The organism is Candidatus Pelagibacter sp. uisw_098 (assembly GCF_059512505.1).
Genome location: NZ_CM183454.1, coordinates 100,822 through 114,194, shown reverse-complemented (window position 1 = coordinate 114,194; position 13,373 = coordinate 100,822). Strand labels below are relative to the sequence as shown.

General features: G+C 29.3%; 11 protein-coding genes and 1 riboswitch. Of the genes, 3 read left to right on the top strand and 8 right to left on the bottom strand.

Annotated elements, in window-relative coordinates; translation table 11 throughout:
- Positions 1-8: 8 nt before the first annotated feature.
- Positions 9-1,310, bottom strand: a complete 1,302-nt coding sequence (argJ, locus tag AC5YF9_RS00585; protein ID WP_415304140.1) for a bifunctional glutamate N-acetyltransferase/amino-acid acetyltransferase ArgJ — start codon at positions 1,308-1,310, stop codon at positions 9-11.
- A gap of 66 nt (positions 1,311-1,376) precedes the next feature.
- On the opposite strand from argJ, the gene secA reads away from it, so the two are divergent.
- Positions 1,377-3,947: a preprotein translocase subunit SecA gene (gene secA / locus AC5YF9_RS00580; protein WP_496169903.1), complete on the top strand. Its 2,571-nt coding sequence runs from the start codon at positions 1,377-1,379 to the stop codon at positions 3,945-3,947.
- Here secA and AC5YF9_RS00575 read toward each other — a convergent pair.
- The gene (locus AC5YF9_RS00575; protein ID WP_415304139.1) at positions 3,942-5,048 is read right to left on the bottom strand and encodes an acetyl-CoA carboxylase carboxyltransferase subunit alpha; all 1,107 of its coding nucleotides are present in this window, start codon (positions 5,046-5,048) and stop codon (positions 3,942-3,944) included. The two genes, secA and AC5YF9_RS00575, sit on opposite strands and share 6 nt — an antisense overlap.
- Before the next feature lie 93 nt (positions 5,049-5,141).
- Positions 5,142-5,228: riboswitch (glycine riboswitch) on the top strand.
- A gap of 71 nt (positions 5,229-5,299) precedes the next feature.
- Here AC5YF9_RS00575 and AC5YF9_RS00570 point away from each other — a divergent pair.
- Positions 5,300-7,495 carry a malate synthase G gene (locus AC5YF9_RS00570; RefSeq protein ID WP_415304138.1) on the top strand — a complete coding sequence of 732 codons (2,196 nt, stop codon included), beginning with the start codon at positions 5,300-5,302 and terminating at the stop codon, positions 7,493-7,495.
- Here AC5YF9_RS00570 and recR read toward each other — a convergent pair.
- From recR to kdsB, 5 genes are all read right to left on the bottom strand, one after another.
- Positions 7,482-8,093, bottom strand: a complete 612-nt coding sequence (gene recR, locus AC5YF9_RS00565) for a recombination mediator RecR (protein WP_415304137.1) — start codon at positions 8,091-8,093, stop codon at positions 7,482-7,484. The genes AC5YF9_RS00570 and recR overlap by 14 nt on opposite strands.
- Before the next feature lie 4 nt (positions 8,094-8,097).
- Positions 8,098-8,415 (bottom strand): YbaB/EbfC family nucleoid-associated protein, encoded by a 318-nt coding sequence (locus tag AC5YF9_RS00560; RefSeq protein ID WP_415304136.1) that lies wholly within the window; start codon positions 8,413-8,415, stop codon positions 8,098-8,100.
- Positions 8,408-10,093 (bottom strand): DNA polymerase III subunit gamma/tau, encoded by a 1,686-nt coding sequence (gene dnaX, locus AC5YF9_RS00555; protein ID WP_415304135.1) that lies wholly within the window; start codon positions 10,091-10,093, stop codon positions 8,408-8,410. The genes AC5YF9_RS00560 and dnaX overlap by 8 nt, the downstream gene beginning before the upstream one ends.
- A 142-nt stretch (positions 10,094-10,235) precedes the next feature.
- Complete coding sequence (locus tag AC5YF9_RS00550; RefSeq protein WP_415304134.1) at positions 10,236-11,066, bottom strand: prephenate dehydratase domain-containing protein; 831 nt, start codon at positions 11,064-11,066, stop codon at positions 10,236-10,238.
- Position 11,067: 1 nt separating this feature from the next.
- Positions 11,068-11,808, bottom strand: coding sequence for a 3-deoxy-manno-octulosonate cytidylyltransferase (gene kdsB, locus AC5YF9_RS00545; RefSeq protein WP_415304133.1), 741 nt, complete (start codon positions 11,806-11,808; stop codon positions 11,068-11,070).
- Positions 11,809-11,912: 104 nt separating this feature from the next.
- On the opposite strand from kdsB, the gene AC5YF9_RS00540 reads away from it, so the two are divergent.
- A complete protein-coding gene (locus AC5YF9_RS00540) occupies positions 11,913-12,452 on the top strand; it encodes a c-type cytochrome (RefSeq protein WP_415304132.1) in 540 nt (179 codons plus the stop codon).
- Here the strand turns inward: AC5YF9_RS00540 and argF are convergent.
- Positions 12,444-13,373 (bottom strand): ornithine carbamoyltransferase, encoded by a 930-nt coding sequence (gene argF, locus AC5YF9_RS00535; RefSeq protein ID WP_496169902.1) that lies wholly within the window; start codon positions 13,371-13,373, stop codon positions 12,444-12,446. The genes AC5YF9_RS00540 and argF overlap by 9 nt on opposite strands.

The following is a 13,373-nucleotide window of genomic DNA, read 5'->3' as shown; positions in this document are numbered from 1 at the left end:
ATATCCAATTAACTTCTATAATCAGCATTGATCTCTATATATTTTTTTGTCAAATCCATGGTGTAAACAGTAAAGTTTTTTAAACCCATATTAAGATTTATTGAAACATCTATTGATTGATTTTTCATATAATCTGCTACATCACTCTCTTTATAATTTTTTACAAGTTGTCCTTTTTCTATAATTTTTATTTTACCAAATTGAATTGATAGTTTTTTTAAATTTATATCAACGTTAGATTTACCAATAGCCATTATAATTCTTCCCCAATTTGGATCTTCACCTGCAATAGCTGTTTTAACAAGTTTTGAATTAGCAATAGAAAATGCAATTTTTTTAGCATCTTTATCATTTTTTGATTTAACAACATTAACTGTTATAAATTTACTGGCTCCCTCACCGTCTTTAACTATTCTTTTTGACAAGTTTAATAAAACGGAGTGTAAAGCTTTATCAAAGTTAACTATCTTTTTATCATTAATATTATTTATAATTGGATTTTTTACCTTACCAGTTGAAAAAATTGAGACCATATCATTTGTGCTTGTGTCACCATCACAAGTTATTGCATTAAAAGTTGTATCAATATTTTTTTTAAGCAATTTACTTAAGATGTCATTTGAAAGGTCTGCATCTGTAAAAATATAACCTAATGTGGTTGCCATATTTGGAAAGATCATTCCTGAACCTTTTGCTATTCCATAGATTTTAACTTTTGTATTTCCAATTTTGCACTCTTCCATTGCAAGCTTTGGTTTTAAATCAGTTGTCATGATACCTAGTGCAGCCTTCATCCAGATAAGCTTATTTTGAACATACTTAATTTTTTTAATCAATTCTGGTATATTCTTTTTTATTTTTTCAGCTGGATATTTTTCTCCTATTGTTCCTGTGCACCCAAAAAGAATTTCATTATCGGATATTTTTTTTGGATAATCCTCGTCTTTTTTTTGTTTTTCTGATAACTTGATGGATACCTCTTTTGCAATTTCTTTTAAACCTCTGTATCCATCTTTGCCTGTGAAAGCATTAGCATTTCTAGTATTGACTATAAGAGATTTTATTTTTTTACTTTTTATATTCAAGTTCCATTTTATATTTTCTGAAACTATTTTTGATTGTGTATAAACAGAGGCATAGTTTGCCCCATCTCTGAAATAGAACATAACCAAGTCATCTCTTGGTTTGGTATATAAATTTGCACAAATGGCTGATATGGAAACTCCATCTATATGCTCTAGATCTTGAAAGTCGTTCATTTTAGAGTTGAAAGTTTGAGTGTTTATAAAGTTTTTAAGGTTTAATGACATCTATTTAAAATTTTTATTTAATACTTATATTAAAAGTTATAATTAATTATATATCAAAAAAATCAGATGCTTAATCCTTTAAATTTTCTTTCAAAGTTCATTAAATCAAGCAATCAAAAAGAGCTTGATCGCATAGCTAAAATTGTTGAAAAGGTTAATTCTTATGAGGCTATAATTAAAGAGATTACCGATGAAGAGTTTCCTAAAAAAACAAATGAACTTAAAGAAAAGCTTAATGAGGGCAAAAGTGTCGACGATCTATTACCTGAAGCTTTTGCGCTCGTAAGAGAGGCATCAAAAAGGACCAGAAATGAAAGACATTACGATGTTCAAATAATAGGTGGCGTTGTTCTTCACGAGGGAAAAATTGCAGAAATGAGAACTGGTGAGGGTAAAACACTTACCATAAGTCTTGCAGCTTATCTAAATGCCTTGCTTGATAAGGGTGTTCACATTGTTACCGTTAATGACTATTTGGCCAAAAGAGACTCACAAGAAATGGGGGAAATTTATAAATTTTTAGGATTGACTTCTGGTTATATAAATAATGATCAAGATGATTACGAAAGAAAGAAAAATTATAATTTTGATATTACATACGCAACTAACAGTGAACTAGGATTTGATTATCTAAGAGATAATATGAAGCTCACTAAAGAACAAATGGTTCAAAGAGGTCATGTTTATACTATTGTAGATGAAATAGATTCCTGCTTGATTGATGAGGCTAGAACTCCATTGGTAATTTCTGGAGCCGCTGAAGATAAAACAGAGCAATATCTTGCAATCGATAAATTAGTTAAAAGACTAACACCCAAACATTATGAAATTGATGAAAAAGATAAAAATATTTTACTTACAAATGATGGAATAAATAATGTGGAAGAAATATTTTCTAATGCAGGAATTTTAAAAAATAATAACTTTTATGATCCTGAAAACCTGAGCTTAGTTCATCATGTTAATCAGTCTTTAAGAGCAAATCATCTATTTGAAAAAGGAAAAGATTATATAATTAAAGATGGGATGTTAAAAATTATCGATGAGCTTACTGGAAGAATCTTGGAAGGAAGAAGGTTTGGAGATGGACTTCATCAAGCTCTTGAAGCAAAAGAAGAAATTGATGTACAGGCTGAAAACCAAACACTTGCATCTATAACCTATCAAAATTATTTCAAACTTTATAATAAGATTTCTGGATGTACTGGAACTGCTGCAACTGAATCTCAAGAATTTTATGAAATATATAATTTAATTGTTGTTATTATACCCACCAATAAAAAGATGATTAGAAAAGACTGGAACGATCAAATTTTTAGAACTGAATTGGAAAAAAATAAAGCCATCATTGAAAAAGTTGTTGAATGTCACAAAAAAGGACAGCCAATTTTAGTTTTTACTTCCAGTATTAATAAGTCTGAAATTTATTCAAAATTACTAAATGATGAAAAAATAAAACATGTTGTTTTAAATGCAAAAAATCATGAAAATGAAGCTGAAATCATAGCAAATGCAGGAAAAATGAACTCAGTTATAATTACTACAAGTATTTCGGGAAGAGGAGTTGACATTCAACTAGGTGGGAAAAAAGGAAGCCAACCTGACGAAGAACTTTTAGTAAACAAGAACAAGATAAAATCATTAGGTGGATTATATGTGATTGGCACTGAAAGAATGGAATCTAGAAGAGTTGATAACCAAGCAAGAGGAAGGGCTGGACGTCAAGGGGATGAAGGAAGTTCAATTTTTTATGTTAGCTTAGAAGATGATTTAATGAGAATTTTTGGCTCAGAATCTATGAATACCATCTTACAAAAGCTAGGATTAAAAGACGGTGAAAGTATTGACCACCCTTGGATTAATAAAGCACTTGAAAGAGCACAACAAAAAGTTGAAGCAAGAAACTTTGATATAAGAAAAAATTTACTTAAATTTGACGATGTTTTAAATGATCAAAGACATGTAATATTTTCTCAAAGAAACAATGTAATGAATAGCCAAAAGGTTTTTGACTATTCAGATGAATTTTTATCAGAAATTACAGATCATTTAATTAGCCTAAAAGCTCAAAAGTTATCAAGAGTTAAGAATAACGAATTTAATAATCAATTAAAAATTTTACTTGGAAAAAATGTCGATGATAATGAGTTTGAAAATTTAACTAATTTAAAAGACCCAGATTTTAAAGAAAAAATTAATTCTAAATTTTTACAATCAAGAAAAGAAAGAATTAAAATGCTAGATGAAGAAAAAGCAAAAGAAATTGAAAAAAGAATTTTTCTTCAATGCATCGACTTAAATTGGAAGTCACATATTCAATATCTTGAACAATTAAGACAGGTTATAGGACTTAGAGCTTATGGTCAGAGAGATCCATTAGTTGAATATAAAAAAGAAGCCTTTCATCTTTTTGAAAATTTACTAAATAAACTAAAAATTGATTTTGTAACAATTTTAATCAATTTAAAAATAATACATGAACAAAATAATGAGGATAATAATTTTAAAAAAAAAGAAATAGAAATTTCAAATAACCCCAAATGTTTACTACTAAAAAAAAAGGGAGAAAAAATTTCAAGAAATGAAAAATGTGAGGCTACAGGTAAAAAGTTTAAGAATTGCTGTGGCGCTTTATAGGAAAAATATAAAGCAACCCAACAAAACTATTATAACAAAAGAAATTCCTAAATTTATTTTTGATCTACAAAAGTTTTCAATAAATGTATTTACTTTATTTTTTTTCATACTTAGTGCACTCAAATCATCTAATTGACTGACAAATCCTTTTGACCTTCCAATGGTTAAAAATTTATTTTTTCTATGGTTTAAAACTTCATCTCCAGTCATGTTAAAGAATTCATTTAAGTTATTTTCAATAGATTTTCTTACATTGTCTAAAATTAAATCTCTATCTCTATGAGCCCCTCCAATTGGTTCTGGAATAATTTCATCAATTACTTTCAATTCTAAAAGATCTTTTGAAGATAACTTCATTGCTCTTGCCGCATCGAGTGTTCTTTTGGGATCTCTCCATAAAATTGTTGCACACCCTTCAGGAGATATTACTGAATAGATTGCATTTTCTAGCATGATAACTTTATTGGATGAGGCTAAGGCTATTGCTCCACCAGATCCACCTTCTCCAATAACAATTGCAAATGTTGGTACACTTAATAACATGCAACATTCTATCGATTTTGCAATTGCCTCAGCTTGACCCCTTTCCTCGGCCCCAACACCCGGGTATGCACCTGGAGTGTCTATAAAAGAAATTATTGGAATATTAAATTTATTTGCAAGCTTCATTAATCTAATAGTTTTTCTATAACCCTCAGGTCTCATCATTCCAAAATTTCTTTCAATTCTAGTTTCAAGGCTATCACCTTTTTCTTGACCTATAACTAAAACTGATTTTTTATTGAATTTTGCAAATCCAGCTAATACTGATTTGTCTTCTCCATAAAATCTATCTCCCGATAATGGGATAAAATCTTCAAATAAATTATCTATAAAAAACTTAGCTTTAGGTCTATCTTCATGTCTAGCAACTAAGGTTGTTTGCCACGGATCAAGGTTAGAATAAAGCTCTTGTAATTTTTTATCTATTTCCTCTTGAGACTTAGAAATTTTTTTTGTATCCACCTCTGAAAGTCCATCTTGATTATATGGATCTTTTAGTTTTTCTATTTCAGCTTCTAAATTTTTAATATCTGTTTCAAAATTTAAATAATTTTTCATATGAATAATTTTAATTATTAATTAATTGTCAAAAAAGGCAATAAAATGTTTTAAATATTTAATATTTGACTTAATTATATTAACAAGTAGTCTTGTTTTATATCGGGAGAGACTAAGTATATTAGCGCCGAAGGAGCAACCACCCCGGAAACTCTCAGGCAAAAGGACCGATAACAAGCATAACACTCTGGAAAGAGATTTAATCTCGCCGATGGAGCAAAACTCTCAGGCAAACATACAGATGGGGTAAAATGGGTGCTATGAAAGAACAATACACAAAAATACATAATCTATCAGTTTCTAATAAATTAATTAACTTCGTTAACGAAGAGCTACTTAAAGATGCGAATATCTCTTCAGAAAAATTTTGGGAAGGTTTTGACAGAGTAGTTCATGAATTGGCTCCAAAAAATAGAGACCTATTAACAATAAGAGAAGATTTGCAAAAAAAAATAGATTCTTGGCACATTGCAAATAAAGGAAATGAAATCAATTTAGAAGAATATAAAAAATTTTTAAAAGAGATTAACTATTTAAAAGAAGTAGGTCCCGATTTTAAAATTAAAACAAGTAATGTTGATGAGGAAATAACTAGTATTGCTGGACCGCAATTAGTAGTTCCAATCATGAATGAAAGGTATGCACTGAATGCTGCTAACGCAAGATGGATGAGTTTATATGATAGTTTATATGGTACAGATATAATCGAACAGTCTGAAGATAGCACTTCTCAGAGATATGATCCTTTAAGAGGTGAAATGGTCATAAAATATGGAAGAGACTTTTTAAAAAAACATTTTCCTTTAGAAAATTTAGAATGGCACAATATTACAGGATTTAAAATTAATGACGGTTCTTTAATTGTATTAAAAGATGACGTTGAGACATCTCTAAAAAATAAAAATAAATTTATCGGTCATAGAGGAGAGGCTAATGACCCCTCTGCAATAATTCTAAAAAATAACAATCTTCATATAGAAATAATTATAGATTCAAATGCTTTTAGTGCTCAACAAGATTCTGCTAAAATTAGTGATATTATTGTTGAAGCGGCAATTTCAACTATTTGTGATAATGAGGATAGTGTTACTGCGGTTGATGCTGATGACAAAATTATTTGTTACCGTAATTGGCTAGGTCTGATGAAAGGTGATTTAAAATCAACATTTAAAAAAAATGGAAAAACCTATGAACGTAAATTAAATCCTGACAGAAGTTATATTTCTAAAGATGGAAAAGGATTAAAATTGCATGGAAGAAGTTTATTATTAGTAAGAAACGTTGGACACCTTATGACTAATTCTGCAATTCTTTTAAAAGATGGTTCTGAAATACCAGAAGGAATTATGGATGCTTTTATAACTTCAGCTGCGTGCCTTCATGATCTAAACAGAAAAGGCAACTCAAGAAATGGATCTATTTATATTGTTAAACCAAAAATGCATGGTCCTGATGAAACAGCATTTACAGATTTAATTTTTACTAAAGTTGAAGAAATTTTGGAGTTAGAAAAAAATACTTGTAAAATTGGTATTATGGATGAAGAAAGAAGAACTTCTTCAAACTTAAAAGAGTGCATTAGAACACTTGAAAATAGAGTATTTTTTATTAACACAGGATTCCTAGACAGAACTGGTGATGAAATGCATACTTCAATGGAAGCTGGTCCTATGATTAAAAAAGGAGATATGAAATCTTCTAAATGGATTGGCGCATATGAAAATAATAATGTTGATATTGGTCTGCAGTGTGGCCTTTCAGGTAAAGCACAAATTGGTAAAGGGATGTGGGCTATGCCTGACAAGATGAAAGATATGATGGAGCAAAAAACTGGTCATTTGATAGCTGGAGCAAATTGTGCTTGGGTTCCCTCACCTACTGCGGCAGCTCTTCATGCTCTTCATTATCATGAAATAAATATTTTTGAGAAGCAAATAGAAATTCAAAAAAGAAAGTCAGCAAAGCTTGATGATTTGTTAACAGTTCCAGTTGCAGATAGACCAAACTGGTCGATGGAAGAAATTAATTCTGAAATTTCCAATTCTGCACAAACTCTTTTAGGCTATGTTGTAAGATGGATAGATCATGGGGTTGGCTGTTCAAAAGTGCCTGATATTAACAATGTTGGTTTAATGGAAGATAGAGCCACTTTAAGAATTTCATCTCAACATATTGCTAATTGGATACATCACGATATTTGCACAAAATCACAAGTTATGGAAGTAATGAAAAAAATGGCAAAAATTGTTGATGATCAAAATAAAAATGATGCTGCTTATACTCGTTCTGGAAGAGGAAGTTACGAGATGATGTCTGAAAATTTTGAAAAATCAATTGCTTTTAAAACAGCTTGTGATTTGATCTTTAAGGGTAAAGAACAACCTTCTGGTTACACGGAACCATTATTACATCAAAATCGATTACTAAAAAAATCTACTCAGAATTAGTTTTAATTCCAGTTCTATTTTTAAAAGCTGAATATAAAGTTCCATCATCTAGGTTTTCTATTTCACCACCCACAGGTAAACCTTGTGCAAGTTTTGTAATTTTTGCACTCGTTTTTTTAAGACTGTCCTGAATATAATAGGCTGTAGTTTGGCCTTCAACAGTTGCACTTGTTGCTAAAATGACCTCTTCAATATTTTCTCTAATAACTCTTTCAACTAATGAATTAATTAAGAGATCTTCTTTTCTTTGACCAGCAGATGAAATTGTTCCACCTAATATATGGAAGTATCCTTTATAAATATTTGAATTTTCGATAGACCACTGATCTGCAATATCCTCTACAACACATATTTTATTATATTTTTCTTTTGTGTTTTCACAGTTATTGCATCCTAAAGAATTGGATTTTAAAGTGCCGCAAGATTGACATCTGATAACATTTTTATAAACTTGAGCTAGAGTATTAGCCATTGGCTTAACTAATTCATCCCTATTATTTATAAGTTTTAATACAATTCTTTTGGCAGATTTTGGGCCTAAACCTGGAAGTTTAGCAATTAATTTTATTAACTCTTCTATTTCATTAATATTTTGCATCTAATTAAAGTGGCCATTTAAAACCAGGAATACCAAACCCACTTGTAGACTTTGAAATTTCCTCAGATGTTTTTGATTTTAATTCAGATTTTGCATTATTATGGGCAGCCACTATTAGGTCTTCTATTATAACTTTATCTTCCCTCATCACTTCGTCTGATAAATTTATTTTAATCATTTCGTTTTCACCATTTAATGTAACTTTGATAGAATTAGAGCCTGATGATCCCTCAACCTGAATATTTTTAATTTTTTCTTGGCTCTCTTTCATTTTAGATTCTAATTCTTTAGCCTTATCTAAAATCTTAGTGAAATCAGTCATTCTTACCTTCTTTCTCATCAGGATTAACATCAACCAGCTCAGCGTCTGGAAATTTTTCTAAAATATTTTTATAAATTGAAGAATTTTTTACACTTTCTATTAGTTCTTTTTTTAAATTAAGTTCTGTCTCTTTTTTAGATGGCTGGCCTTTAGTTTTACTAAGCGTTATTATCCATCTATTGTTAGTCCATTCATAAAGTTTTAAAGATAAATCTTTAATAAAATCTTTGTCTAAATCTTCATTAAATGAAATTTCGATTCTTTGATCTTCAAAACTAACAAGATTAACATTTTTTTCTAATTCATATTTTAATTTAATCTCCTTTTTAGAAGAACATATTTCTAATAGGCTATCAAAAGAATTTATAAGATTGGTCTGCATTTCAACTTTTTTATTATCTTTTAATTTTATATCTTTCTCCTGAACAGTATTTTTCATTTGACCAATTGTTTTGGCCTTATCTTTTATTCCAAAAAAATCTTCTCCTTCTTTTTTTTGTGATAGAGATGTTTTGCTAATATTTTCATTTATCCGATGTGAGTCTTCATAGCTACTATCGGGTGTGTTCTTAATATTTTTTAAATGAATTAATCTAATTAAAAACATTTCCATTGATAAATGTTGATTGGAAACAATATCAAGCTCTTCTAATACTTTAATAGTAAACTGCCAAAATAATATTAAAGTTTCATTATTAATTTTTTCAGAAATTTCTTTAATTCTATTAAACTCCTCATCATTTAATGAAAAATTTGTACCATCAATGTCTAATGATTCAATATTCTTAAAGTAATATAAAAGCTCTAAAAAATCATTTATAAAAATTTTAGGTTCAACACCTTGATTATAAATTTCTCTATAAGTATTTAAAACTTCTGTCTCTTTACCTGCAAATATAAGTTGAAATAAACTAATTAATTGAGATTTGTCAAAATAACCAAATATTTTTTGCGCAGAAGTTAAATCTAACTCCTTATTTTTGTTTAGTGTAAGTAATGCTCTATCAAGTAATGATAGGGCATCTCTAACAGATCCCTCAGAAATCTTTACAATTAATTTAAGTGCGTCATCAGACGCATTACCTTTCTCTTTATCTTTAATTTTTTTGATAAAATCAAATAATTCTAAAGATTTAATTCTAGATAAATCAAACCTTTGACAACGAGAAACTACAGTGATTGGAATTTTTTTTATTTCTGTAGTTGCAAAAATAAATTTTAAATATTCGGGTGGCTCCTCTAAAGTTTTTAGCAATGCATTAAATGCTTGTTTGCTAAGCATATGCACTTCATCAATAATAAATATTTTATATTTAGCTGTGGTTGGGCCATATCTAGAAAATTCAATAAGATCTCTTACATCGTCAACACCAGTTTTGCTTGCTGCATCCATTTCCAATACATCAATATGATTTGAATTTGAAATGGCTGTACAATTTTCACAAAGATCATCTTTACAAAGTTCATCAATACCATTTAAACAATTTAAAGACTTTGCAACTATTCTTGCCGTGGTAGTTTTTCCAATGCCTCTAATCCCAGTAAAAAGATAGGCATTAGGGACTTTATTAGCTTTAATTGAATTAGAAATTGTTTCAGCAACAACATCTTGACCTATAAGATCATCAAATGTTTGAGGTCTATATTTTAAAGCTAAAACTTTTGTATTTTTATTCATTTTTATAAGGAGACTAGAACCTGAAAAACTGTCTCTACGACTGCTTCCGTTAAGATCTGGTCGGGTTCAAGCAGTATTCACCTCTAGCCTCCAAAACTATTATAGCAGTAATGTTTTCTAATCTACAAGAAAAGTTTCTAGATTATTTTTCTCTAAATTTATCGGCTTCAAAAACACCTAGCACGTGAAAATCTTGGCAATGAAGTCCTAATTCTTCTAAAGATTTTTGAACTTTAGGATCTTCTATGTGCCCATCTAGATCACATAAGAAAAAATATGATTCAAATGAGTTTTGTTCTGGGTAGCTCTGAAGCTTTGTTAGGTTTACACCATTAATTGCAAAACCTCCTAGCGACTGGTAAAGCGCAGCAGGTTTGCTTTTCAATTTAAATAAAAAGGATGTTATATATCTTTTATCTCCAAAATCTGGTTGATAAACTTCTTTACCCATAACTAAAAATCGAGTCGCATTGCTTTTTTGATTTTCAATGTTTGGTACAAGTATTTTAAGTTTATAAATTTTTGCACTTAATGCAGATGCTATTGCTGCCTCACTTTTAATTTTTTTTTTTGAAATTGCTTCAGCAGAACCAGCTGTATCAGCACGAACATGTTCAGTGAAATTGTTTTTTTTAATAAAATTTGAACATTGAGATAAACCCTGTGTATGAGAAAAAACATCTTTTATATCATTTAAGCTGGTTCCTGGTTGTCCTAATAAATTATGTTCAATTTTTTGAAAATGTTCTGCGTAAATATTTAATCTGTATTTAAAGATTAAATATTCTATTCCAATATTTCCTGTAATACGATTTGATTCAGGTATAACCATTCGTGAACCACTTTCTGAGGATACTTTTAAGAAACACTCATCAAACGTCTTACATGGTACAACTTCTGCATTGGGCTCAATTTCAAGTGCTGCCAAATGTGAATAGGCTCCAAAGGTTCCTTGAATATAAATTTTACTCATTTTATATTTTATATTCCATAATTTTTTTTATAGCCAGATAATCTTCTTCAGTATCTACTCCTATAGGAGAGGATTTTGCCAAAGCTACATTTATTTTTATTTTATTATCTAAAGCTCTCAACTGTTCTAATTTATTTTCTTTCTCATTGTTTGTTTGATCCAGACTAACAAACTTTTTTAATACACTTACTTTATAAGAATAAATTCCAATATGATGATAAATATTTTGACTAATTGTTGATAAATTATCTCTAGTAAAATTTAATGCTTTTGGAAAATTATTTTCTACCAATTTTTTATCCGTGATAACTTTAACTAGATTTTTATTATTTAACATTTTATCATCTTGAATTTTTGCTGCCAATGTACCTATTTCAACATCGTGATTAATCATGAAATTGTTTAAATTAATGATATCCTCTTTATTAATATCGGGTTCGTCTCCTTGTAAATTTAATATATAGTCAATATTTTTTATATTCAGCTTTTCATAAGCTTCAAAAATTCTATCTGTGCCCGTTTTGTGATTTTTACTTGTTAAAATTACCCTACCTCCATTTCTTAAAACATCATTGAGTATCTCTTGATTGTCAGTTGCAACCACTACTTCACCAATATTAGCTTCTTCTGCTCTTTTAAAAACATGAGAAATAATCGATAAATTATTAATTTTTAAAAGTGGTTTGCCTGGCAACCTAGTTGCTGCCATTCTTGATGGGATTAATATTAGTGTTTTTGTCATTATAAAATTACCAATTTTATGCGTCTAACAGACGCAAAATTATAAAATTAAAAATTAAGTATTTTTTTAATTATCATGTTATATGTGAAAATAATTATAATTAAATGGATTCGTTCGAACTAAATAAAATTATTGCTGCAGTTTTAATGGTTGCACTGCTTGTAATCGGTTTAGGAAAGATTGCTGATGGTGTTTTTCATGTGAAGAAGCTAAAAAAGCCCGGGTATCAAGTTGAAGTGGAAAGCCAATTAACCTTGGGAACTTCTCAAGCCGCTGAGGTAGCTGAAAAAATTGATATTGTTGCAGTTATGGCATTGGGTGATATTGCAAGTGGAAAAAAAATTTTTAAAAAATGTGCTGCATGCCACTCAATAAATAAAGGTGGGAAAAATAAAATTGGCCCCGCGTTATACAATGTTGTTGGGAGAGCAGTTGGTGGCGTGGATGATTATAAATATTCTAAAACTTTAGCTTCTTATGGTAAAGAGTGGTCATTTGAAGAGTTAAACGGATTCTTACAAAAACCTGCCTCTTACTTGAAGGGAACTAAAATGTCTTATGCTGGCTTAAGAAAAGAAAAAGACAGAGCTTCTGTAATTAAATACTTAAATCAAAAAAGTGATAATCCTAAGTTGCTACCTTAATTTACCAAAACAATATAACAAAATACTTTTTTGAACATGCACCCTATTAAGTGCCTGTAGCCATACTTTTGATTTTTTCCCTAGAAAAACTTCACTCGATACCTCTGTGCCTCTTGGTAAACAATGTAAAAAAGTTGCATCCCTTTTAGCAAGGCTCATTAATTTCGAATTAATTTGAAAATTCTTAAAATCTTTAATTTTTTTGGTTTTATTAACTTTATCATTTAAGGAAATAACTTTATCTGAAAAAATAACATCTGCATTCTTAGCAGCTTTTTTAGCATTATTATAAATATCAATTTTTCTTTTATTTTTTTTTACCCAATCAAGTACAAATTTTTTGGGTTCATAATTTTTAGGACAGCCAATACTTAATTTAAAAGAAAACTTAACTGATGCAGCAATTAAACTATTAAGAACATTGTTTGAATCTCCAATCCAACAGATATTTAATTTTGAAATAGGCTTTTTTTTAATTTCTTCAACTGTAAAAATATCAGATAAAACTTGTGTTGGGTGTGATGATGGGCTCAACCCATTAATAACTGGTATTGTTAAATATTTACTAAATTCCTCTATTTTTTTATCACTATCAGTTCTCAACATAAAACCATCACCATAAGTTGATAAAATTCTTGCAGTATCAGCTAAGCTCTCCCCTTCTTTTCCAAGATGCAGCTCATTTGCTCTAAGTGTTATGGTTCCACCTCCTAATTGTTTTATTGCAAGGTAAAAACTTAATCTCGTTCTGAGACTTGATTTTTCAAACATTTGAATAAGCAGCTTTCCTTTTAAAGGATTATCTTTATCAACATCAAGTGTACTGAATTTCTTTCTTTTATTTTTTCTTTTTTTTGCATCAGTTATAATTTTTCTAAGGTCTGTCGCAGGTATATTTTTAAGAGTAATAAAATGGTTCAT

Bases quoted from the DNA above. Each gene is read 5' to 3' on its own strand.
- AC5YF9_RS00550 (WP_415304134.1), bottom strand. From the start codon at position 11,066: ATGAGTAAAATTTATATTCAAGGAACCTTTGGAGCCTATTCACATTTG.
- AC5YF9_RS00575 (WP_415304139.1), bottom strand. From the start codon at position 5,048: ATGAAAAATTATTTAAATTTTGAAACAGATATTAAAAATTTAGAAGCT.
- argF (WP_496169902.1), bottom strand. From the start codon at position 13,373: ATGAACCATTTTATTACTCTTAAAAATATACCTGCGACAGACCTTAGA.
- argJ (WP_415304140.1), bottom strand. From the start codon at position 1,310: ATGTCATTAAACCTTAAAAACTTTATAAACACTCAAACTTTCAACTCT.
- kdsB (WP_415304133.1), bottom strand. From the start codon at position 11,808: ATGACAAAAACACTAATATTAATCCCATCAAGAATGGCAGCAACTAGG.
- dnaX (WP_415304135.1), bottom strand. From the start codon at position 10,093: ATGAATAAAAATACAAAAGTTTTAGCTTTAAAATATAGACCTCAAACA.
- recR (WP_415304137.1), bottom strand. From the start codon at position 8,093: ATGCAAAATATTAATGAAATAGAAGAGTTAATAAAATTAATTGCTAAA.
- AC5YF9_RS00540 (WP_415304132.1), top strand. From the start codon at position 11,913: ATGGATTCGTTCGAACTAAATAAAATTATTGCTGCAGTTTTAATGGTT.
- AC5YF9_RS00570 (WP_415304138.1), top strand. From the start codon at position 5,300: ATGGGTGCTATGAAAGAACAATACACAAAAATACATAATCTATCAGTT.
- secA (WP_496169903.1), top strand. From the start codon at position 1,377: ATGCTTAATCCTTTAAATTTTCTTTCAAAGTTCATTAAATCAAGCAAT.
- AC5YF9_RS00560 (WP_415304136.1), bottom strand. From the start codon at position 8,415: ATGACTGATTTCACTAAGATTTTAGATAAGGCTAAAGAATTAGAATCT.